Genomic DNA, 22,512 nt, shown 5'->3' with positions numbered 1-22,512 from the left:
CAGGATATCGTTTGCTACTGCTCATAAACACCTCGTTAATTAGCCATTTTATCTAACTAAAGAGTGTCTACAAAATCGGTGGCTATTCAGATTTTTGTCGTGCCTACAATACTGGTGAAACTGACCAGCAAACATTGATAACTAAAACAGTTCAGTATGGTTTTGTGAATGTAATTGATGCTTTTCACAATGTTCATGGGCAGGAATTGTCTAAAAGATTTTTTATGGATGCCCGGAAAACACACGGTGGTATCATATTAACGGATGATGTATTTCAGCTATTTGAGGCTCAGAATTCCAAAGATTTGGTGGATGAAACTGAAGCGAGATGGCGTTTAGTTGAAACAGCTTGGGATATGAATCTACCTAAACATTTAGTTCAGATTCAGCACGATGACCAAGGGATCTTAGTTGCTGATAACAAAATTAGAAGAGTCAATGTAACATCGGCTAAGTCAGCTTTAAATGGATATCAAAAGAGTAGATGCTTTTATTGTTTTGCCCCTATCACAATTGATCAGTTTTTTGAGCACTCTGCAGATGTTGATCATTTCTTCCCACATAAATTGCGTGAGTGCGATATCCAAAAACCTATCAATGGCGTGGCAAATTTAGTACTGGCTTGTCCCTCTTGTAATCGTGGACAACAAGGAAAGTTTGATCGATTACCCTCAGTGAACTTATTAGAACGATTGCATAAGCGTAATGAGTATTTGATTACCAGTCATCATCCATTAAGAGAAACATTAATTGCTCAAACAGGATTTACTGAGCCGGCGCGCCGTGGTTTTTTACAGGATGCTTATAACTGTGCCACTTTAACTATGGGTGGTGGGAAGAAATGGAAGCCAGCTCAAAGTGGAATTAGTGTATTTTAATAATAGATAAGTAAAAAGATAATGAGGGGAATATGGGGTTATTTGATTTTATTTCAGATGCTTGTAGCACGATCGCTGACGCAGTTGGAAAAGTTGCAAGTACTACTGTATTTTAGCCAAAGCTTTTAGTGGTGAACTGACAGCAGAGTGGCGTGAACAGCATCAAGACCTGATTACAGGGGTAAACAATGCTGAAACCTTTCTTGCCAACATTCAGGCGGAAAGGGAAGCGAGCAAGCCGGTGAAAAAGGCAAAGAAAGTTAAATAAACTTTTCAACTTTTATTATTTTAAGACCGCTTTTGAAGGTACACGAAAGAGTACCTGAGTTACTTTGGATTACTCTTGGAGATAAATAATGGAAATTCTTTTTTTAATAGGAGGATTCTTTTTATTATTTATTTTAATAGCCCCTCTAATTAATGCATTTGGTTCAAATAGCCCTTATCCCTTATAAAGAAAAATCTCAAGCTGAAAAAAAAGAGCAAGCTTTAAAAGATATCAAAAAAAATTATGATACGAGTAAGGACTTATTTTCAAAAGGCTTAAAAGCAATCAGTAACGGCGCTTCCCAGCTTGAAAGACTAACAGCAGAGTTAGCTGATAAGGCTGAACAAAATAGAAGAGAACAACAGAGAAATAAACCAGAATATTACAGACAGAAAATAAAGATAGCAGATGCTATAACGCATGATCAAATGTTGCGTGAATATAGTGCTCAAGCTTATTTTTTAAATTTAGGTTTGGATTTGGGTCTAAAAAATTTCAAATTTGAAGATATTTATAATACTGAAACGTATAAGAATAAAAAAAATGAGCTCTTAATATTGTTAGAAAAGAATGATGAATTATTGAAGCCGATAAAACACTTTATAGCCATTCGTTATTATTTAACAGCATTTAAAGATTATCCTGAAATAAGTACATTAAATATATACTTGGATCATAAAATACCAGGATCAGACCCCATATTTTATGAGTTAATTTGGAACTATTGTTTAGAAAGAATAGAGTTAGATAAAAATAAATTAAAAAGGATAAATGCCTTATATCATTTTACACATAAAAATAATCTTCGAAGTATCCTTGAGATGGGGTTAGTTACGAAGTCTAATTTAGAAAAACTTGGAATTAATTATATCGAAAATGATAAAAATAGGTGGGATGGAGTAGAGGATTCAATCTCCTTATCGATTAGTCATCCTAACCATAAAATGTTTATGAAATATGCTAAACATACAGGACTGGAAAATTGGGTAGTCTTAAAAATATCACCAGAATTACTTTCAGGAAATACTAATCCTGCTTATAAAGGACTTGAAAATTATGACTATTGGGATAAAGCAATTTTCAATAAATTTAATGCTGCATCATTCGCGATGAAAAATTTATCGATTCAAGAAAGAAAATCTCATAAAGCATTTTTGGATATGTTTGAGTCAAATATAGGAATAACATTAGAAACCTATACTTTTGATAATCAGGCTGAAATTCTTTATCAAGGAAATATCCCTAAAGAATTTATTCAAGAGATACATGTGATTGAAGAAGATCCAGATTTATCTTGGGTGCATGATTTAGGTTTTAAGCTTAGTGTTAACAAAACAGTATTTGAAAAAAGATAAGGATATCTCATGGCGAAAAGACCAATATTTGTGCCTAAATTGGACGGCGCTACGCTCGTAGATATTGTTGATGTAGAATTTGAATGGTTTCCAGGGATGCACTTTACGCAAAAACAAAAGTCGATCCGATCCTTGCATGAGGCATATCGTACACAGAATCCAGAAGCCAGAATTTTAGAGATTTCGAGCAAGTCGGAAATAGAGTTAGGAACACAGCTCAGTGCTTTCAATCTAATGTTTAAAACCAAGAGTGGTAAGAATATTAGTGTTGAAAGTATCTTTCAGTCATCAAAAGTATTTTCAGAAGGTGGTCCTTATAAGGACATTATGGATATGAGTTCCCGTGATGCGAAGAAAGATGAGCGCCTTAAAAGTTCAGGCCACTTGATTGCTTTTGAATATCGAGAAACACGTTGGGAACTGGAGCCGAAAACTGCATTTTATGACTGGATTTATTTGAACGCCCTCAATCTGAATGATGACTTAAAGCAACAAGCACTTGCATATGATGCATTTACTGATATTGAGTTTAACCCGCAAAAGTCGATTAATTGCCAAGCTTACTCAATGGCACTCTTTGTTGCTTTAACCAAACGTAATCTTTTAGTAGGTGGTGCTATTCCACCGAAAGATGAATTTATTAAACTTGTTGAGAAGTTTACGATTAAAAATACTAGCGATGGCTTGTTGCTTTAAATTTTGATTATTCCAATTGAATAGTATTTCCATAGATGTGAAATAAATAATTTAATCAACTGTGTCGTATATACAAAAATACTTAGAGGGGACGAAATGAAAATAATGGAAATAGATCAAAAGTATAGAGATTACTTAGATCGTCTACGGGTGGATTACCCATGTTTTGAAAATCCAGCTACTCCATTTCCAGCATATGTAAAAGCGAATATTACTTTTAGGGAAAAGCTGGAAAATTTTAAACAGTTCATTGATTGCTTAACTGCAGATCGTTGTTTTGCTCTATGGATCAGAGAAACTGAGGAGTTGCTGATTCAATCGGAAGTAGCACTCTGTAAATATAGCAATGACCATATGTCAAAAGCATTGCTAGTAGATACACACGACGAACTCTCCGAAAGAATTCGTGAATTGGCTGGACGTATATACGAAGGACATTGGGAATATGGATTGTCAGAAGAAGCTGATGAACAGTTTGATGACCTGACCGAGTTATGTAGACGTATATGGCTCAAAGAAAGTAAAGCCTGGCTGTCATTAGCTAGAGCATGGAAAAAAGTTTAACTGAAGAATTAATTGTGTTGTAAAAGGCTCTAGTGAATTAAGTATTCGTGAAGTAATAGGTAATAAAAAGTGGATTTGCAAGAAATGCAGCTTAAATTTGAAGTAGATCGCATTCAGCTGTTTTTAGAAAAATTAGAAGATGCTGAAATAGAATGGTTTTGGCAAGCAATAAGAACTATACATGATGTATTTCCTAATTTAGATATCTATCATGCAGGTAGTGGTAAATATGGTTATCTAGGCTTTGGTATAAAACCCATTTTGACAAACAGAGTTAAAGAGTTTTTGCTAGTGAGTCACTTAGGAAATAATGAAGATGGTAAATTTTGTTTTAAACTCGAGGTTATACAAGCTTTAGCAGACTTTATTTTTGAACAAGACCCACAGTTTTCTTTAAATTTCTCATTTAAAAATTTAACACATGAAAATTTTTTAGATTGGTTACATAACTTAAGAGAATATGCTATTCAATTTGGAATGGCACTAAATGGGCAGGGCTTGTTGCCTTTAGATTATCAAAATCAGAATTTAACTGCTGCCCAAGCTGTAGAATATCTTAAAGAAAGATATCCTGGTACAGATTCCGGTACAGTTCATATAGCAGCATTTAAAACCTCTCTGGGACGAGAGTTAGCGTTAGATCCAAAATTAAAAACACCTATCATCATTTGTAATGCTGAGCCACCAATAGAACTGAAATTACCAATTAAACAGTCCTATTCAGAAAATGATACGCGTAATCAACATTTGTCCACACATGCAAAATCACTGATGTTGGGTAATAAAGCATATTCAATTATTGTGAGTAATCTCGATGATTTAGAGAAGTTTTGTGATTGGTATGAACAAAACGGTGATCAGACCACGGCGCTCGAAAAAAAGGTACAGCAATTTTTAAAACTTTGGCCAATTGAAAGTTTAAACAACTTATCTATAGAAGATTATCATCAAGCGAAAAACACAAATTGCTTTATTGCTCAGATTGACAGTTTTGACCCAACCCAAGGCGATCCTACCTTTGCCAACTATTTTGACATTTGGGAGCCTATAAATTTAGGAAAGGATGATAAGTATTATAATGAGAAGCCGTATTCATGGCATAAACGACTAGGTGATAGTGCAGAGTTAGCATTTGAAGCGCTCAAACAAGAAATACTCAATATTGTAGAAGCTGTTCAGCGCCGTGATTTAAATGCCATCGATCAAATTCAATTCCCAAAAGGTTTGAAATGGATGATTGCATTCTTATATCAAGATTTTAATGATCCTTGCATTATTCCAATTGTAAGTAAGGTGAATACCAAGCGAATTGGTTATGACCACTTATATCCAAAATTACCACTACCAGAGTTTTTATCAATTTTATTGGAAGATCGGGGCGAACAAGCATTTTTCCCATATGTGGAAAAGCTTTTCGCCATGATTAGAAAAGGTTATTTGGATAACAAACAGAAGAAAAAGCAAACTCAAGAATTACTGGATGATGTCATGACTCAACAACCGTTAAACCGTATTTTATTTGGTGCAGCAGGTACAGGTAAAACCTTCCATAGTATCAACCATGCCTTATCAATTATTGAAAACAAACCGCTTGAAGTTTTAGAGCAAGAAGACCGTACGGCGTTAAAAACACGTTTTGATCAATACAAAGAGCAAGGTCAGATCAAGTTTGTGACTTTTCATCAAAGCTTTAGTTATGAAGACTTTGTAGAAGGGATTCGTGCTGAAACGGATGATAAAGGTCAGCTCACTTATGATGTTCAATCTGGTGTTTTTAAAGCACTTTGTGATATTGCCTTTAATCAAAATTTTCCTCATTCAAATATTGATGAGGTGATCACTAATTTTTGCAATGAAATAGCTGAACAGCCTTTGCAACTGAAAACTAAAACTGGTTTAACATATGAAATTACATATGAAGGTGGAAAAACCCTAAAATGTTTTTTATTAGAGTCAGTAAATAAAGGTACTTATAGTTTAAGCTTAGATACAATTAAAAAATTATTAAATGGTGTCAGACTTGAAACTTATGGAATGCCTAGTTATATAAAACCAATTGTAAGTTTGCTATCTGATAAAATTAAATTTTCAGAAGAAAAACAAGATGTAGAGCACAAACCCTACATATTGATCATCGATGAAATCAACCGAGGGAATATTTCCCGTATTTTTGGTGAGTTGATTACGCTCATTGAAGACTCTAAACGCCAAGGCGCTGAAGAAGAATTATCTGTAACGCTGCCATACTCAAAAGAAGAATTTTCTGTCCCGAGTAATGTCTACATTATTGGCACAATGAACTCATCTGACCGATCTTTAACGGGTTTAGATATTGCGTTGCGCCGTCGTTTTACCTTTATCGAAATGCCACCAAAGCCAGAGCTATTGAATGACATTGAGGTAGAAGAGCTGAATATTGGTGAGATACTCAAGGTCATTAACCAACGTATAGAAGTGCTGTTAGACCGTGATCATTGTATCGGTCATGCAAACTTTATGAGTTTGAAGAAACAGCCTACGCTAGAGCATTTAGCATCCATATTTAAGCAAAAAATTATTCCTCAACTACAAGAATACTTCTTTGATGATTGGGCAAAGATCAATATGGTGTTAAATGCCAATGGTATGTTGAAGCCTAAACCTGTTGAACGCTCTGTATTATTTCCAAATGTAGAGAGTGATTCAGATGCCTTCTTTGAAGAACAAAAAACGTGGCAATTAAACGATACTGCATTTGATTCAATCGCTAGCTTTATCAAAATCATCAAGCATTAATCGGGGATTTATATGCCTGATTTTACCGTCCGAGAATATGCCTTCATTAGCGTTGCTTATGAAGGTTGTCCTACGTCTAGTCTAGACCATGCTTATATTCCCGAAAAAGCATTTGAACATCTGTGTGATCTCTCAGCTTCTTTCTCCAAGCATGGTGCAAAAGTATTTGAACTTGCAGGGCGTAGAAAGCTAAAGCTGGATCAATATGTGGGTGTCATTGAAACGCCGTGTGGAACACGTATAGAAATTCTGCCAAAGCATGTAGAGCTGAGTGGTACAGATGATCAAGCGGTTATTTTAGCAGAGCGTAAACTCCTGCAAAAAATGCTGAGTGTCTCTTTGCACTTACCATATAGAGAAGCAGGGAGTGCCAGTCTAAATCGTTTTAAACAACCCTTACATGAATGGATTATCACTCAATTCCTTGCATCATTTGAGCGTTTGGTGCAACGAGGACTACGTTTTGACTACAACCGTGTGCAAGAAGAACAAAAGTTTCTACGTGGGCAATTACAGCATGTGAAATACATGCGTCAGCCACCTGCTAAGAAGCATATATTTCCGATTGAACATGACGTTTATGAAGTCAATCGTCCTGAGAACCGTCTGATTCGTACAGCATTGGAAGTCGTGTGTAAAAAGACCAAAGATGCCAACAATTGGAAACTTGCCCAAGAACTACGGTTGATGACCACTGAAATACCGCCAAGTCAAAAGATTCAGCAGGATTTTAGACAATGGCAGTCAGGGCGTTTACTTGCGCTATATAGTGAAATCAAACCTTGGACGGAATTGATTTTAGGTGAGTATATGCCTGTATCTACACAAGGTGAATGGCGAGGTATGAGCTTACTTTTTCCAATGGAAAAGCTGTTTGAATACTTTGTGGCATATCATTTGCGCCGTGGGATGCCTGAATATCAGGTCAAAACACAGCATGCGACGGAACATATTTGTGAGCATCAACAGAATAAGATCTTTAAGTTGAAGCCCGATATTTTTATTGATCGTTCACAAGCGAATGCAAAAAATATTGTAATGGATACCAAGTGGAAACTGATAGATCAGAATGACCGTGGTGGACGGTATGGCTTAAAAGACAGTGATATTCAGCAGATGTTTGCTTACAGTCATTATTACCTGAAACATGAGAGTGAAGTGATTCTGGTATATCCGTATCGAGCAGGGAAGTTTGATCAGCCTTTGGATGATTTTGGTTTTAGGCATACACATGGTGCAAAGTTAAAAGTAGTGCCTTTTAACTTAGATGAACCACAAAATTTTAAGATTATTTAACATTTTATATGACTGAATAATCACTTTCTGTACTTTACACCACAACCTAGCCAAGTTGGTGATGAGAGGGGGGAATAGTCCCCCTTACTCATTTAGTTCTTTGAGTCGATCTAAAACAACCTCAGAAAATGGTAGCCAATAGTTCCATGATTTGTATTTAGGGTTGAATGAACCACGACCTTCACGTTTCCATTCTTTGAGCATTGAAATAATCTCAGGATTATAAGTGCTATTGACTGAAATCATACCGCTATCAAATTTTCGAACATTGACAAATATACCTTTGATTGTGAATTTGTAGTCCTGCCATTTTGGAGGTGCCTGTACGATTTCAGATTTTTCTAGACTTATGTTTGAATTGTCTGTTGGTACGTTATCTGGAATATCTTCAATATTTTGAGTTAATGGGAATGGATAAACCCATTTTCTATTGTTCAAGTTTTCGAGAATCTCTTTTTTTGCTTCAGGGCTAGGAATCGAAATATTACTTTTAACAAGTGATGAAAGATCAATTTCGATACATTTTGATTTAAAAACCTCGATGCGATTGAATTTTTCAGCGTCAATAAAATGAGTAACCGCAATTTCAATTAAAATAGGTTCTCCATCAAAATATCCAACTAAATCTGGGCGTATTAAACCGAGAGAAAACTCGGGTAATAATTTTTCAAATGTCCACCATGCTGCTTCATTATCAGAATTAGGTAAAGCAGGAAGCATGAGGCCCATAGATTCAAGAATGACTTCTTTGGCATATTTATGTAGAACAGATTCTGGATTAATCGTACAGCTTTCTTTATTACTTGCATGTGCAAAGTGATGTTCTTTTATTTCACCTTTACGTGCAATAACAGTTTCACCACATTCAAAGCAGGTACATTGGCAAGCAAGTCCACGCTCAACATCTTTGATATCGACCAATTTTTTATTTTCGTCCAAAGCAATATACATAGTCATGATTAAAATCCTTTAGGAAGTTGATTTACTCTCTCACTATGCTTGTGATCTAATTGACCTAACACCGTATAAAGGGGAAATACGGGTAAAGTGGGGGTTTAAGTGTTTGAATTAAAATTAAAAGTTTTTAATGCGTTATTTGAGATTTTAAAAGAGGACTTGGCTCAGAATAGAGCTTATGATTGTTTAAAGGTAATTTGTAGCGCTTCAATAAATGCACTAGAAGATCAAATTGAAGAACAAATTGTTTATTCCAGATATCAATTAAAGGCCATAGTTGATGGAAAACTATCTGCTGATAGAATGGATTCAAAAGATCTCGGAAAGTGGATTACTGATAAAAAACTAAATGAATATCTGGATCGTGTTATACAAAAACATAGTAAAAGATTTTTAGAGATTGGATATGTTCCAGTTATAAAAACCAATGAGACTGTTGGTGGTAAAGGAAATGAACGTCTATTTTGGTTGGATATTAAACAAAAAGAAAATAATGTTATTGAAAATGATTTAGATGAAGGGGAGGAATTGGTTATTTATGACCGAGTTGATCCAGCCGAAATAAAAATATCTTGGTTTTATAAGTTGATTTTTAGAGATGGAGAAATAAAAAATAAAAGTATAAGAGGGCTAGTTATGCTGGCAGTTATTTTTGGAAGTTTTATTGGATGGGCATTATATATTTGTACATTCTCATTAGTTTTAGTGCGTGCTGGGCAAAATTTCACTTCATTTGATCTTTTTTTAATTTTCTGTTTAATTGGATTTTCTTACCTATCACTCAAATATTGGTTCATTCCTATTTGGAATTTACCCGAGCATCGTGTGATTAAGGCCCCTATGACATTCATTGCATTACATGAAGATCATGCCGATATTGAAATGTATCGAGATAAAGATCGTAATCAACTTACACGGATAACACGATTTAAAGGCGTTTGTCCGGTATGTTCAGCAGATGTTGTTCTTAGAGAGGGACGACCAGATCAGAAAGTACCACTTGTTCGAAGATGTGTGGAAAGCCCATTTGCACATGTATATAGTTTTGACCGTGTTATTATGAAGGGTAAAAAGTTATCATAGTAGCTAAAGATATTTTTTATTAAGTTATGGCAGATCATCTTATTTCGTATTTAAAGGTCGATTCACACAAAAAATTATTTGTGGTAGGTGATCTACATGGTTGCTATGGACTTTTACTTGAAGAACTTAAAAAAATTAATTTTAATTTTGCAAGTGATTTATTGATATGTACAGGGGATCTGATTGATCGAGGTAATGAAAATCTTGAATGCATTTCTTTACTAAACCAACCATGGTTCCGTACTGTACGTGGAAATCATGAAGAGATGTGCATCAAAGGACAATATGACACCAATATTAGAGATATACATATACGCAATGGAGGGGAATGGTTTTACGGGTTGCCTCAACAAAAACAACTAGAAATTAGTAATAAATTTATGGAATTGCCCGTAGTCATAGAAATTGAATTGGAAGGCAAAAAGATTGGTATTGTTCATGCTGACATTGATATCCAAGACTGGAATATCTTTAAGCAAGACATATTTAAAGGTGACTATAAAATTCCAGGGATCACATCATCCTATTCAAATGCACTCTGGGGTAGGGGACGAATACGTAATTACTCAAACCATTATGATATTGTTGAAAACATCAATGAAATCTATTTAGGTCATACGATCGTAAAAGAATATACTAAAATTGATAATTGCCATTATATTGATGTCGGATCATCTTTCACTTCTAAGCTTTGTATTATAAAAGTTCAATAAAGATTTGCTTTGGAGTGGGGGAGTAAAGTGATGTTAAAAAGTTTAATTGATCAAAAAAACAACATTTGAATCGTGTATCCTGACTTGTATCCTAAATTTTTATATTAATAATTAATCCATTAAAAACAATAGGGTAGGTGAATGTTTTCGTCCGTCTGGGCCCACCAAATATATCAAGCACTTAAGAGCGATTCTCTTAAGTGCTTTTTTAATTCTAAAAATCCATGTAAGCAATAAAAATAAATGGTAATCGCATGTTTGGTATTGAAAGGTCAACATCTGAAAAGAAACCAAAATGGAAATCACTAGAGTTTTATAAGGACAATCGGAGTATTTTGATTTTCCTTCCGGCTGGAGTGGGAAGGTTATTTCAACTGCTACACTTGTTATCTATGGTTCCATCTTTGCTTAGATTTTTTTCTGTAGAGCAAGTCAGATGGCCTTATTTTTATATTCTTATGTTTACTCGGCTATTTGCTTTTTTACGACTTATAAAATGAAATAAAGAAGGGCTACTCTTCTTAAGGGTGACAACGTGGACTACTAACAGAGATGAGTTTGAAATCAAAAAAAAAGATTTTATTTTAAATTTCCAGATATTTGCAGGAGCGTAAATGAAAGCACATGACTTGCTAAGATGCCCCCAAAAAAGCCGTTTTGAATAAACTGAGTGCTACAAATTGGACAGCACTGTCATTATTACCTTGGTATTTTTAAACGGCTCCTGCCGATCCATCTAAATATAATTCACCATCCCCTTAAAAAACGATATGTAGAATTTATATAAACAGCTTTTACATTTGATTGCACAAAATTAAGAATTTTTTAAGGTAGGACTTCTATCTTGAGTAGCAAGTTAATTTCGTGGTATGAGCCGAATGATCAAGTTTAGTTTTGATCCTCAGTCATCTGATCAGATTCATTATTTGGATGGATATTTCAACCAGTCTCAATACAAAAAACAAATCTATCACAATAAATTTTCAGTACAGGCCCATCACTTTGATCCCGTGATCTCGGTACAAGATAATGCTCTACAGCTAAGCGTACAAACTGTACACCGTGGTGAGACGTGTGAACGTCGAGCACTGGAAAATTTTATTCAGGAAAAATATCAACAAGTCCATCAGGCCACGATATCCACCTTCTCTTCGACCCTGTTTGCCGGTTATGACGGAGCAGAAATGCAGGTTGTGATTGGCATGGAGCATTTACACCAAACCAATGCCTTCCTGGAACAGTATCTCGATGAACCAATTGAAAATATTCTTGGCAAACTCAGCCAGACGGAGATTAGTCGGAACAAGATTGTAGAAATTGGCAACTTGGCTGCAGTCGACATAAATCAGGCCAAACTGATAGTGGCATTTCTGGTCTTTCATCTCTCGCAGCAATGCATCGAATGGGCTGTATGTACCGGGACAACTGCGGTGCGTTATGTGTTGCAACAGATGGGATTACGTTTTCATGTGCTTGAAAAAGCTGACCCGCAAGTCTTAGGAGAGGCACAGCGCCTGTGGGGCAGTTATTACCAGCAGAAACCTTATGTCCTGGCGATTGATGTGGCAGAAGCCCTACAAGTCGCTCGTCAACTTTATCAATTTAGTCATTAAAGCATTTTGCTTGATTACCGAGGCACAGAATTTAAATGATGACTGCTTTATTTGAACGTATCAGCCTGCAAGCACGACAATATCCGCAGCGAGAAGCGGTAGTCACCGCACAAACGACCCTCAGCTATGCAGAGCTGCAGCAGCGGGTAGAATTATTGAGTGCCAGTTTCATGCAGCTTAATCTGCGCCATCTGGCCCTGTGGGGCGTAAATAGTATGGACTGGATAGTAGTTGATCTTGCCGCACAAAAAACCGGCATGACTGTAATACCTGTTCCTCTATTTTTTACTGTAGCCCAAGTACGGCATCTGCTTTCCGACAGCCAAACCGAGCTGCTCTGTACTCTGGATGAATCTTTCTCTGCATCAGAATGGTTGCTGAATCTAGCCCAAGACATGGGTGGAAATGAGATCTTTATTAGCGGCCACCTAAATGCACGCTTTTTTCAGCTAGAACAGGCAGTACAGTGTTCACTTTCTTCACAGACCCAGCATCCGGCAAAAATCACCTATACCTCAGGCAATACCGGAACACCGAAAGGCGTGTGTCTGGCAGAAGATACCATAGAGTCAATTACGCATTCACTCAGTCAGGCACTGGCCAGTAGTCAGCTTGGACGGCATTTGTGTCTGATTCCATTCGCCACCTTGCTAGAAAATATTGCCGGAATTTATGTCGCACTGAGCATGGGGCGTGCTGTAGTAGTCGGTGAGGTGAACCAGTTCGGTCTGGTATCTAACCATACTTTTGATACACAGCGGTTTTTAAATACAGTGCAGAGCTATCAAATTGAAAGTGTGATTTTATTACCTCAGATGCTGAAAGCGATTGTGGAATATAGCGCTACACACGGTGCTGCAGGGCTCAAGACGCTGAAATTTATTGCGGTCGGTGGAGGGAAAGTCTCTGCTGATTTACTCAAACAGTTCCAGCAACTTAACCTTCCGGTTTATGAGGGGTATGGCCTGTCCGAGTGTGCCTCGGTAGTCAGTCTGAATCTGCCGGGTGCACGCCGTATTGGCAGTGTGGGCCGGATTTTACCGCATGTCGAAGTTGAGATTGTAGCCAACAGCGAAGTAGTAGTGAAGGGTAATGCCATGCTGGGTTATGTCAATGACATGGCTGCAACACCATATATTCATACGGGTGATGCCGGCTATTTTGATGAGGAAGGCTATTTGTACATTACCGGACGCATCAAGCAGATGATTATCAGCAGTTTTGGACGCAATATTTCCCCGGAATGGGTTGAGTCCAACAGTCTGACCGAGCCGGAAATCCAGCAGATTGCCATTTTTGGCGAAGCTCAACCACATCTATCGGCCGTGATTTATGCCCCGGATGATACGCCAGACCAGCAACTGGCAGTAGCGCTTCAGCGGGCCAACAGCCGGATGCCAGACTATGCCCAGATCAAACACTGGTGCAGGTCTGCAGAGCCATTTTCCCTGAACAACCAGATGTTGACCGACAACGGCAAACTGCGCAGACAGCAGATTCAGCAAAAGTTTCAGGCTGAACTGATACCGGACGAGTCCCAACTTAATTTTGCCTAGTTCACAGACCCATTGACCTGTTGAATGAGAGAGAACACATGAATATTGCACAGCAAGCTTTGCACACCACGCCTAATCAGATTAAAACGCAATTGGTAGAACAGGGTTGGGTCTTGTTAAGACATGAACACTATGACGTGACCTCGTTTAGTGAACTCATGAATAGGCTATGCTAGCGGCTGACTTATGATCCCGCACGCGAAAATATCACTCGTCAGTCCCAGAAAGTTGATGCAGGTAGCCAAGCCATGGGACTGCATATTGAAAATGGCACGACACCTTTACCGCCCGATATCATCGCCTTTTTCAGTGAGAAAAGTGCTTCGCGCGGTTCGCAGACTACCTTATGTGATGGGCATGAAGTCTGGAAAAATATGTCGGCTGCTTTCAAGCAGAAATTTGCCGAACCGATGACCATTCGCCGTTATTTACCCAAACCGATCTGGCAGAAGTATGTGGCCACTGTCTTGAATATTGAAAATGCAGAGCAGGTCGGCCTACAGGAGCTGGAACGCTTTATCCAGATGGTGCCTGGCCAGCAGATTAGCCCGGCACACGATCAAGGGGTGCACTACCATTTAAATATGCCGATGGTCCGCCATGACACTCTTAAGGGTATTCCAGCCTTTGCCAATACCTTACTCGGGCCTTCTTATAATTATGAAAAACCCCGTTTTTATTTTGCTGATGGTTCAGAGATCAGTCCAGACTTGCTTGCAGAACTGGCAGAGCGTTGTGAAGCCCGGACCTCAGAAATTGACTGGCAGGATGGTGATCTGGTGATCATTGATAACAAACGCTTTATGCATGGCCGACGTGAAATCTTGGTGCCACTTGAGCAGCGCAAGTTATACATTTGTATGGGACTGGGCCTGAATCCTGACTTTTAAGCAAAGCAGAAAAAGACATCTAAAAAATTCAACGATAAGAGAAGTGATCTATGTCCAATTTAACAGCAGTTCTTCTAGGTGCGACCGGTGGCATTGGTCAGGCCATTGCCGATATTCTCGGGAAAAATGGCCTGAATCTGGTTCTGGTCGGACGTAATGAACAGACTTTGCGAAAATTAGGTGAAAAACTGGCACAGCGTTATCCGGATATACAACTGCAAGGGATCTGCTGTGACCTGGCCGAGCAGCACAGCCGTAACGATTTGCTGGGTGCGCTGGCCGAACTGAATACCCCCATTCACTATTACATCAATAATGCCGGTATCAATGATTTCAGTCTGTTCTCACAGCAGTCACAGGAAATGATGGAACAGATGATGCTGATTAATGTGGTCTATCCCTTGCAACTGGTGCAGGGCATGATTCCACTGATGTCAAAAAATCAGCCAAGCCAGATCATTCATATTGGCTCTACCTTTGGCAGCATTGGCTATCCGGGTTATGTCAGTTATTGTGCCAGCAAATTCGCCTTGCGCGGTGCTACCGAAGCCTTGGCACGTGAATATGCTAAGACCTCAATTCAATTTCGTTATTTTTCACCAAGGGCAACGATCACGGAGATGAATGATGAAAATGTCACAGAAATGAATCAGGCACTGGGGACTAAAATGGATGACCCTGATTTTGTCGCACAAGAGTTTTATCGTTTTTTAGAGAAAGACTGTCAGTCCTATCAGGTAGGTTATCCTGAAAAAATCTTTGTGAAGGTAAATCAGGTTTTACCCCATATCGTTTCCGGGTCAATTGAAAAAGATCTGGATACTATTTATAGATATGCAAACCGAGATCCAGCAGTTTACAGCACTGAACAGTAGAAGATGAATGCAATGACTGATCAGCACTAGATCAATAAACAGTTGTTTTATTCTTTACAGATGTCGCTGTAACCGATATGTTTTGGAGCTTTTGTATCTGTTAACACGAAATTTTTTTCTTTTTAGAGAAACCTGCGGCAGCGATGGCACAGGGTATTTTGCTGTAATAAATAATATTTTAATTCTGAAAAAGAAAGTTTTCAGGCTAAAAGTATTTTCATGCTTTTTTGAGAAGCAATAATTTTTAGCCGAGAAATTTTACGGCTTGAAGGCCTAATGTATTTTCACAGGGAATAGCAGATGAATATATTATTGATTGCAGGCTGGGGACTGGGGACAATCGTCCTGGAAGAATTTTCTGAAAAACTCAGGCCAGATCATACAGTCGCACTCTCTGATATTTTTGACCCCTTTGATGCGGTGACCCTGCAGGAAAAGATAAAGCTCGCACAAGATTATGATGTACTCATAGGCTGGTCTTTAGGGGGACAACTGGCTATTTATTTGGCCAATGAAATCTATCAGCAGACAGGGGTAGCAAGGCCTGTGATTGCCTGCATGTCCAATCCCTGTTTTGTGGTTAATACACATTGGCAACATGCAATGCCTGAAGCTGATTTTGAAAAATTTTCTCAGGCTGCCCGACTGGACATGTTAACGACATTGAAACGTTTTAGTCATCTTGTCTGTATGGGGGCGAAGGATGCACGGCAACGGGTGAAATATTTACAATCCCAACTGTCCTTAATTGATTTAAATCATCAAGAAAAGCATCTTTATCTTTTGAAACAATTAGATTTGGTAGAGATCTTAAAAACCTGTTCAACGAAGATACTGTTTATATTTTCAAACCAAGATTCACTAGTTCCTTGCCAAGTTTCCCTAGAATCTGTCTTTTATCAACAAAGTTTGATCAAAGTCAAAGAAATTGAGGCTGCGCATGATGCAATCCTGTTCGATACAGAATTGGTGCTAATACCTATTCTGGATTTTCTGGATGATTTACCAGTTACTTCAGCAAGATAGAGAGTTCAGTCATTTGCATTTTTAACTGAGCAGGCTAAGATCGATATTTCCACAATTTTTCAGGATGAATTTTGTGTTTGACGCTTTTGATCAAGAGCATATTTGGCATCCCTATACCTCAATGACTGCACCCTTGCCATGTTATCCGGTCGCTAGCGCCAGCGGTGCCCAGATCTATCTGCAAGATGGCACGGCGCTGATTGATGGTATGTCCTCCTGGTGGTGTACGATTCATGGCTACAGTCATCCTGAGCTGAATCAGGCCGCCATTGAGCAGCTTAATAAGATGTCACATGTGATGTTTGGCGGATTGACCCATCAGCCTGCCATTGAACTTGCGAAAATCCTGCTGGAGATCACGACATCTGAGCTTGATAAAGTCTTTTTTGCTGATTCCGGTTCAGTTGCTGTAGAAGTTGCCTTGAAAATGGCGGTGCAATACTGGCATGCCCAAGGTCAACCGGAAAAAAGTAATTTTGTCACGACACGTTCGGGCTACCATGGTGATACATGGAACGCGATGTCAGTTTGCGATCCCGTCACGGGTATGCATCAAATCTTCGGTTCAAGCCTGCCTAATCGATATTTTGTTCCTGCACCTGAAAGTCGTTTCAATGGCGAATGGCAGGAGCAGGATATCCAGCCACTGGAACAGTTACTGGCAGAAAAACACAGACAAATCGCTGCCCTGATTATTGAGCCGATCGTTCAGGGTGCGGGGGGGATGCGTTTTTATCATCCTGAATACTTACGTCAAGCCAAAGCTTTGTGTAGGCAATACGATGTACTCCTGATTCTGGATGAGATTGCGACAGGTTTTGGACGCACTGGTAAGTTATTTGCCTATGAGCATGCCGATATCATCCCTGACATACTTTGTTTAGGTAAAGCCCTGACCGGTGGCTATATGACTTTGTCTGCTACGCTCACCACCAGGCAGGTTGCAGAGATCATTTCTCGGGGGGAAGCGGGCGTTTTTATGCACGGCCCGACCTTTATGGCCAATCCGTTGGCGTGTGCAGTTGCAGTAAAAAGTATCCAGCTTTTACTGGCACATGACTGGCAAGCCAATATCCAGCGTATTGAACAGCAATTAAGTACTTTGTATGTTTTAGAGGGGCATCCTGTAGTCAAAGATGTGCGGGTGCTTGGTGCAATTGGAGTGGTTGAGCTGCATCAGGCAGTGAATCTGGCTGAATTCCAGGCAGAATGTGTTCGTCGTGGTGTATGGATTCGTCCATTTGGCAGACTGGTGTATGTCATGCCGCCTTTTATTATTTCTACAGCCGAATTGCAGATATTGCTGGAACATATGATCGATATGATTCAGCATCTGGAGCTTGCAGCATGAATCACCTCGAATATTTTGCACAGCAACTTGATGTATTAAAGCATCAAGGGCAGTACCGCGAGTTTAAATCCAAAATTACCAGTGCTGCCCATTTTGAACTCAACGGCAAAACCATGTTGAATCTGGCATCGAATGATTATCTGGGTCTTGCCAGCCAAGTGGATTTACGGGAAGCATTTTTTGATATGACTCCTGTTTCTGAGCGGCAGATGAGTGCCAGTTCCTCCCGGTTGCTGACTGGAAATTTTCCCGCTTATGAACAGCTTGAACATGACATGTCGCAAGCCTTTGGCCGTGCGGTACTGCTGTTTAATAGCGGCTATCATATGAATATCGGGATTTTACCTGCGCTTGCAGACAGTAAGACCCAAATCATTGCAGATAAACTGGTTCATGCCAGTATGATTGATGGTATCCGTTTATCTAAAGCGAATTATGTGCGATATCGGCATAATGATTTAGATCACTTGGCACAACTTTTATTGAAATATCATTCAGATGATTCAATTGAACGTATCATTGTCGTCACAGAATCCATTTTTAGTATGGATGGGGATGAAACCGATTTAACTGCTTTGGTGGCGCTAAAGAAACAGCATCCTAAAGTCATGCTGTATGTTGATGAGGCGCATGCGATAGGCGTACGCGGTTTACGTGGACTGGGCTGTGCCGAACAATATAATGTGATAGGAGATATCGATTTCCTGGTAGGTACCTTTGGTAAAGCGCTTGCTTCGGTTGGCGGCTATTTGGTCTGCGAACCGGTAATCCGGGAATATCTGATTAATTCAATGCGCCCGCTCATTTTCAGTACTGCCCAACCTCCCATCTGTATGGCCTGGACAAATTTTATCTTTCAGCATCAACAGGGCTTAAACGCAGAACGCCAAGCATTAACTGCATTATCACAATACAGTCAGCAGGCAGTAAAAAATCTGGGTTATGACTGTCCGTCAAGTTCCCAGATTATTCCGGTCATTATTGGGGAAACGCATCAGACCGTAGCTTCGGCAGCCTATTTGCAAGATCATGGTTTTTATGTATTGCCTGTACGTCCACCCACTGTTCCCAAAAACTCGTCACGACTGCGGATATGTTTGCATCATGGAATAAAGAATCAGGAAATTCAGCACTGTTTTAGTGTACTGGAGCAATATCAGCCATGAACAACACACTGATTGCACAACGATTTGCTCAGGCTCAGCACAGTTATGATCAGCATGCCGTAGCACAGCGCCATGTCGCTCAACATTTACTTCATTTAATGCAACAGCATATTCCCCAACCGCATATGCAACGTGCGCTAGAAATTGGTTGCGGTTCAGGTCTGTTTAGCCATGCTTTTTTACAGCATTATGGGGTTGATCAGTTGTTTTTAAATGATCTTTATCCTGAAGTGAAACAGCATTTTCCTGAAACTGAGCAATTCATCTGGGGTATAGGCGATATTGAACAGTTACCATTACCGCAGTCTTTAGACGTGGTGGTGTCCTGTTCAGCCTTGCAGTGGATTCAGGAGCTACCGGCCTTAATCCGAAAAGTGGCCACTGCCTTGAACCCATCAGGATATTTCTGTTTTGCCAGTTATGCAGAAGACAATTTAAAAGAAATTAAAGTATTAACAGGACAGGGTCTGGATTATTTACCACTGGAAACTGTAGCCAATATCTTGCAGGCACAGGGCTTTGAACTACTAATGGCAAATGAAGAACGGATCCAGCTCAACTTTGCCCAGCCTAGAGATGTGCTAAAACACATGAAATCTACCGGTGTGCAGGCAACGGCTCAGGGTTTTCGCTGGAGCAAAAGCTTACTTGCGCAGTTCGAGCACCATTATGCTCAATTCCAGATCCCGGAAACAGGGAGTTATCCTTTGACCTACCATCCCATTTACCTGATTGCACGGAAAGCTCTATGAGTTCGAAAATCTATTTTGTCAGCGGCATTGATACCGCTATTGGTAAGACCTATGCCACCGGTTTTTTGGCCAGAAGCTGGAATGAACAGGGAATTCGAACCATTACCCAAAAGCTGATTCAAACTGGCAATGTGGATGTTTCAGAAGATATCGAGCAGCACAGGATGATCATGGGGTGTGGGCTGCTGCCTGAAGACCATGACAAGCTGACCATGCCAGAAATTTTTAGCTATCCGGCCTCACCGCATCTGGCATCTGAACTGGATCGGCGTTCGATCGATTTCGGAAAAATTCAGCAGGCAGCCACTATACTGGCCGAGCGTTATGACCGGGTTTTGCTTGAAGGGGCGGGCGGATTAATGGTGCCGCTAACCCGGGACATGCTGACGATCGATTATATTGCAGCGCACGATTATCCTGTCATTCTGGTGACTTCAGGCCGTCTGGGCAGTATTAATCATACTTTACTGAGTCTGGAGCTACTCAAAAAGCGTAAAGTCGCACTTCATGCTGTGGCATTTAACCATGCTGATGACCACCAGGACCAAACGATTGCGATGGATACCATTCAATATTTAAAGGAGTATCTGACCCGGTATTTTCCAACAGCCGTATGGCTGGATATTCCTAAGCTTGCAGGTCACGCTTAGACACGCCGTACTTGATTTCAATGCGAAGCCCATAGGGCCGTCGGGCATTAAAAGAGAGCAGATAGCCATACTGTTTTAACAGGTTAACGGTCAATGCCAGTCCTAAACCATGGCCATGCTGCTGAGCAGATTTTCGCCAGAAGCGTTGTCCTAAATGTTGGATATCCTTGGCTGTAAGTTGTTGTCCATCATCTTCAATCACCAGGCCATGAGACTGCATGGAAATCCAGATATGGGTAGCCTGTGCATGCAGCAGTGCATTTTCAAGCAGATTTTTCAGTACCGTATACAGCACAAATTCAGGTAGCTGAATTTCGCCTAGACTTTCCCAGTCCACCTGTATTTTTTCATTAATTTCAGGATAGCGTGTACTTAAGTCTGCAAGCACCTTCTCAAGCGTGGGGCGAAGCCAGATGGCTTCAGGCATTGCTTGGATACTGTTTTCTGATTGGGTCAGCAATAAAAGCTGCTCGAGTAACAGCGTATAACGCCGGATGCTCTCATTGGCCTGCTGCAAATTGTGCTGAATGGATTCAGGTAGGTTCTGCTGCTGACCGATCAGCTGGGCCAGTTGTACATGGGTTTTAATTGCGGTCAGGGGACTGCGTAATTCATGTGCAGCATAGGCACTAAAGGCTTTCTCCTGTTGCAGACTGTCATTGAGTTTCTGAATCAACTGCGTGGAATTGTTGACAAAAGGCTGTACTTCCTGAGGGATGCTTGCAGGCTTGAGCTGCATTAAAAAATCTGCCGCCTGTGAATAGTTGAGGTTTTTCTGGTTCAGGTATTGACTGAGCTGATCCAAAGGCCGGAACTGTCTGCGGATAATAAAGATGATCAAGGCAATACAGATCAGCAGTGAGAAGACCAAGGGAACCAGTACGGACTGCAGAATCTGCTGTAGTAGCATATCCCTCAAGAACATGCGTTCTGCCGCCACCACCTGAATATCGCCACGACGCAGAACATAACTGCGCCATTCCGTATCACCCTGCTGCCAGGTGCTGAATCCTTCTGGTCGCTGGCTTAAATTTTGGGGGGCACCGCGTGTTTTGGCAATCACCTGATTACCTAACGAGATGTCAGAGCTAAAAAGAGAGACTTCACAGGCAATTAACTGGTTTGCATCATCATTCTTGGCTAATTTTGATAGGGTTGCATCCCCCAGACTATCCAGCGGTAACTGCTGAATCAGCCGGGCAACCATTTGTGCAGATGCCGATAAGCGTTGATCCAGTGTGTCTTGTAAACGCTGTTTCAGGTCAATATACAGCCATGAAAATACCGCACTCCACAACACAATAAACACGGCCAAAAGACTCATGACCAAACGCCATTTCAAGCTGTGACTAAACATGACGTTGCTCAAACGGTTTGAAAATATAGCCCACACCGCGAACGGTCTGAATCAAGTCTGGATGCAGTTTTTGTCTCAGGTGATAAATGTGTACATTCAGGGCATTGCTCTCTATAGCGTCCTGAAAGCCATAGAGCTTGTCAATAAGCTGTTCATTTTTCAGGATCTGGTTGGGGTGACTCATCAGGGTTTCCAGCAGGCTGAATTCACGGCGAGATAAATTCACGGCCTGGTCTTGATAGGTCACAGTCTGGGTATCCCGGTTCAGAACCAGTTCATCAAATTGCAGTGTATTCGAGGCAAAGCCACGGTGGCGCCGGGTGAGGGCATGAATCCGGGCAATCAGCTCCTCCAGTTCAAAGGGTTTGGTCAGATAGTCATCGGCACCGGCATTCAGGGCCTGAACACACTGATCGGTCCGCAGCCGCGCCGTCAATACCAGTACCGGGAGATCAATCTGGTCGCGTCGCCAGCTGTGCAGCAACTCCAGGCCATCCTGATCCGGCAGACCTAAATCCAGCAAACACAAATCGACTGCACTATGCCGGATAAAATAATCCGCAGCACGTGCGTGACTAACATGCTCTACTGAAATATTCAGATAGTTCAGAGCAGCACAAATGCTCTGTGCGATATAGGGGTCATCCTCAACCAATACAATAAACATAGAACATCCTGATCAAACTGCCAT

At 40.1% G+C, this 22,512-nt stretch carries 20 protein-coding genes; 17 read left to right on the top strand and 3 right to left on the bottom strand.

Annotated elements, in window-relative coordinates; genetic code table 11:
- The first annotated feature begins 164 nt into the window (after positions 1–164).
- From AY605_RS05220 to AY605_RS05195, 6 genes are all read left to right on the top strand, one after another.
- On the top strand, positions 165–878 hold the full coding sequence (locus AY605_RS05220; protein ID WP_228138636.1) for an HNH endonuclease domain-containing protein: 714 nt from the start codon (positions 165–167) through the stop codon (positions 876–878).
- A gap of 420 nt (positions 879–1,298) precedes the next feature.
- Positions 1,299–2,501, top strand: coding sequence for a DarT ssDNA thymidine ADP-ribosyltransferase family protein (locus tag AY605_RS05215; protein ID WP_228138635.1), 1,203 nt, complete (start codon positions 1,299–1,301; stop codon positions 2,499–2,501).
- 9 nt (positions 2,502–2,510) lie between these two features.
- Positions 2,511–3,197, top strand: a complete 687-nt coding sequence (locus AY605_RS05210; RefSeq protein WP_064095398.1) for a DarT1-associated NADAR antitoxin family protein — start codon at positions 2,511–2,513, stop codon at positions 3,195–3,197.
- 96 nt (positions 3,198–3,293) lie between these two features.
- Positions 3,294–3,761, top strand: coding sequence for a hypothetical protein (locus AY605_RS05205; RefSeq protein WP_064095397.1), 468 nt, complete (start codon positions 3,294–3,296; stop codon positions 3,759–3,761).
- Between the two features lie 771 nt (positions 3,762–4,532).
- A complete protein-coding gene (locus AY605_RS15180; RefSeq protein ID WP_228138638.1) occupies positions 4,533–6,536 on the top strand; it encodes an McrB family protein in 2,004 nt (667 codons plus the stop codon).
- A 12-nt stretch (positions 6,537–6,548) separates the two neighbouring features.
- Entirely contained in the window at positions 6,549–7,832 is a 1,284-nt protein-coding gene (locus AY605_RS05195) for an McrC family protein (RefSeq protein WP_064095396.1), read from the top strand.
- Between the two features lie 84 nt (positions 7,833–7,916).
- On the opposite strand, the gene AY605_RS05190 is transcribed toward AY605_RS05195, so the two are convergent.
- A complete protein-coding gene (locus AY605_RS05190) occupies positions 7,917–8,789 on the bottom strand; it encodes a competence protein CoiA family protein (protein WP_064095395.1) in 873 nt (290 codons plus the stop codon).
- Positions 8,790–8,891: 102 nt separating this feature from the next.
- Between AY605_RS05190 and AY605_RS05185 the strand changes: the two genes are divergently transcribed.
- The 11 genes from AY605_RS05185 (at position 8,892) to bioD (ending at position 20,464) form a co-directional block, all read left to right on the top strand.
- The gene (locus AY605_RS05185; RefSeq protein WP_064095394.1) at positions 8,892–9,872 is read left to right on the top strand and encodes a hypothetical protein; all 981 of its coding nucleotides are present in this window, start codon (positions 8,892–8,894) and stop codon (positions 9,870–9,872) included.
- Between the two features lie 26 nt (positions 9,873–9,898).
- Positions 9,899–10,585 (top strand): metallophosphoesterase, encoded by a 687-nt coding sequence (locus AY605_RS05180; RefSeq protein ID WP_064095393.1) that lies wholly within the window; start codon positions 9,899–9,901, stop codon positions 10,583–10,585.
- A gap of 878 nt (positions 10,586–11,463) precedes the next feature.
- Positions 11,464–12,198, top strand: a complete 735-nt coding sequence (locus tag AY605_RS05170; RefSeq protein ID WP_064095391.1) for a thermostable hemolysin — start codon at positions 11,464–11,466, stop codon at positions 12,196–12,198.
- Between the two features lie 38 nt (positions 12,199–12,236).
- Positions 12,237–13,754, top strand: a complete 1,518-nt coding sequence (locus AY605_RS05165; RefSeq protein WP_228138634.1) for an AMP-binding protein — start codon at positions 12,237–12,239, stop codon at positions 13,752–13,754.
- A 179-nt stretch (positions 13,755–13,933) separates the two neighbouring features.
- Entirely contained in the window at positions 13,934–14,644 is a 711-nt protein-coding gene (locus AY605_RS05160) for a TauD/TfdA family dioxygenase (RefSeq protein ID WP_322843204.1), read from the top strand.
- Between the two features lie 50 nt (positions 14,645–14,694).
- Positions 14,695–15,519 carry an SDR family oxidoreductase gene (locus tag AY605_RS05155; RefSeq protein ID WP_064095389.1) on the top strand — a complete coding sequence of 275 codons (825 nt, stop codon included), beginning with the start codon at positions 14,695–14,697 and terminating at the stop codon, positions 15,517–15,519.
- A gap of 300 nt (positions 15,520–15,819) precedes the next feature.
- On the top strand, positions 15,820–16,545 hold the full coding sequence (locus tag AY605_RS05150) for a hypothetical protein (RefSeq protein WP_064095388.1): 726 nt from the start codon (positions 15,820–15,822) through the stop codon (positions 16,543–16,545).
- 73 nt (positions 16,546–16,618) lie between these two features.
- Entirely contained in the window at positions 16,619–17,896 is a 1,278-nt protein-coding gene (gene bioA / locus AY605_RS05145) for an adenosylmethionine--8-amino-7-oxononanoate transaminase (RefSeq protein WP_064095402.1), read from the top strand.
- Positions 17,893–19,062, top strand: a complete 1,170-nt coding sequence (locus AY605_RS05140) for an 8-amino-7-oxononanoate synthase (RefSeq protein ID WP_064095387.1) — start codon at positions 17,893–17,895, stop codon at positions 19,060–19,062. Before bioA ends, AY605_RS05140 begins: the two co-directional genes overlap by 4 nt.
- A complete protein-coding gene (gene bioC, locus AY605_RS05135) occupies positions 19,059–19,814 on the top strand; it encodes a malonyl-ACP O-methyltransferase BioC (protein WP_064095386.1) in 756 nt (251 codons plus the stop codon). The genes AY605_RS05140 and bioC overlap by 4 nt, the downstream gene beginning before the upstream one ends.
- A complete protein-coding gene (bioD, locus tag AY605_RS05130) occupies positions 19,811–20,464 on the top strand; it encodes a dethiobiotin synthase (protein WP_064095385.1) in 654 nt (217 codons plus the stop codon). Before bioC ends, bioD begins: the two co-directional genes overlap by 4 nt.
- On the opposite strand, the gene AY605_RS05125 is transcribed toward bioD, so the two are convergent.
- Together AY605_RS05125 and AY605_RS05120 are read right to left on the bottom strand one after the other, a co-directional pair.
- Positions 20,442–21,821 carry an ATP-binding protein gene (locus AY605_RS05125; protein WP_064095384.1) on the bottom strand — a complete coding sequence of 460 codons (1,380 nt, stop codon included), beginning with the start codon at positions 21,819–21,821 and terminating at the stop codon, positions 20,442–20,444. The genes bioD and AY605_RS05125 overlap by 23 nt on opposite strands.
- Positions 21,814–22,488 carry a response regulator transcription factor gene (locus AY605_RS05120; protein ID WP_064095383.1) on the bottom strand — a complete coding sequence of 225 codons (675 nt, stop codon included), beginning with the start codon at positions 22,486–22,488 and terminating at the stop codon, positions 21,814–21,816. The genes AY605_RS05125 and AY605_RS05120 overlap by 8 nt, the downstream gene beginning before the upstream one ends.
- Between the last annotated feature and the right edge of the window lie 24 nt (positions 22,489–22,512).

The organism is Acinetobacter sp. SFD (genome assembly GCF_001647575.1).
Taxonomy (GTDB): domain Bacteria; phylum Pseudomonadota; class Gammaproteobacteria; order Pseudomonadales; family Moraxellaceae; genus Acinetobacter; species Acinetobacter pecorum.
Note: the sequence above shows the minus strand (reverse complement) of the source record. Positions and strands in the feature narration are given on the sequence as shown.

What these genes read in the sequence shown, in the direction of transcription:
- AY605_RS05190 (WP_064095395.1), bottom strand. Translation starts at nt 8,789, where the DNA reads ATGACTATGTATATTGCTTTGGACGAAAATAAAAAATTGGTCGATATC.
- bioD (WP_064095385.1), top strand. Translation starts at nt 19,811, where the DNA reads ATGAGTTCGAAAATCTATTTTGTCAGCGGCATTGATACCGCTATTGGT.
- AY605_RS05195 (WP_064095396.1), top strand. Translation starts at nt 6,549, where the DNA reads ATGCCTGATTTTACCGTCCGAGAATATGCCTTCATTAGCGTTGCTTAT.
- AY605_RS05150 (WP_064095388.1), top strand. Translation starts at nt 15,820, where the DNA reads ATGAATATATTATTGATTGCAGGCTGGGGACTGGGGACAATCGTCCTG.
- AY605_RS05205 (WP_064095397.1), top strand. Translation starts at nt 3,294, where the DNA reads ATGAAAATAATGGAAATAGATCAAAAGTATAGAGATTACTTAGATCGT.
- AY605_RS05120 (WP_064095383.1), bottom strand. Translation starts at nt 22,488, where the DNA reads ATGTTTATTGTATTGGTTGAGGATGACCCCTATATCGCACAGAGCATT.
- AY605_RS05125 (WP_064095384.1), bottom strand. Translation starts at nt 21,821, where the DNA reads ATGTTTAGTCACAGCTTGAAATGGCGTTTGGTCATGAGTCTTTTGGCC.
- AY605_RS05170 (WP_064095391.1), top strand. Translation starts at nt 11,464, where the DNA reads ATGATCAAGTTTAGTTTTGATCCTCAGTCATCTGATCAGATTCATTAT.
- AY605_RS05180 (WP_064095393.1), top strand. Translation starts at nt 9,899, where the DNA reads ATGGCAGATCATCTTATTTCGTATTTAAAGGTCGATTCACACAAAAAA.
- AY605_RS15180 (WP_228138638.1), top strand. Translation starts at nt 4,533, where the DNA reads ATGTTGGGTAATAAAGCATATTCAATTATTGTGAGTAATCTCGATGAT.
- AY605_RS05215 (WP_228138635.1), top strand. Translation starts at nt 1,299, where the DNA reads ATGCATTTGGTTCAAATAGCCCTTATCCCTTATAAAGAAAAATCTCAA.
- AY605_RS05155 (WP_064095389.1), top strand. Translation starts at nt 14,695, where the DNA reads ATGTCCAATTTAACAGCAGTTCTTCTAGGTGCGACCGGTGGCATTGGT.
- AY605_RS05140 (WP_064095387.1), top strand. Translation starts at nt 17,893, where the DNA reads ATGAATCACCTCGAATATTTTGCACAGCAACTTGATGTATTAAAGCAT.
- bioC (WP_064095386.1), top strand. Translation starts at nt 19,059, where the DNA reads ATGAACAACACACTGATTGCACAACGATTTGCTCAGGCTCAGCACAGT.
- AY605_RS05165 (WP_228138634.1), top strand. Translation starts at nt 12,237, where the DNA reads ATGACTGCTTTATTTGAACGTATCAGCCTGCAAGCACGACAATATCCG.
- AY605_RS05210 (WP_064095398.1), top strand. Translation starts at nt 2,511, where the DNA reads ATGGCGAAAAGACCAATATTTGTGCCTAAATTGGACGGCGCTACGCTC.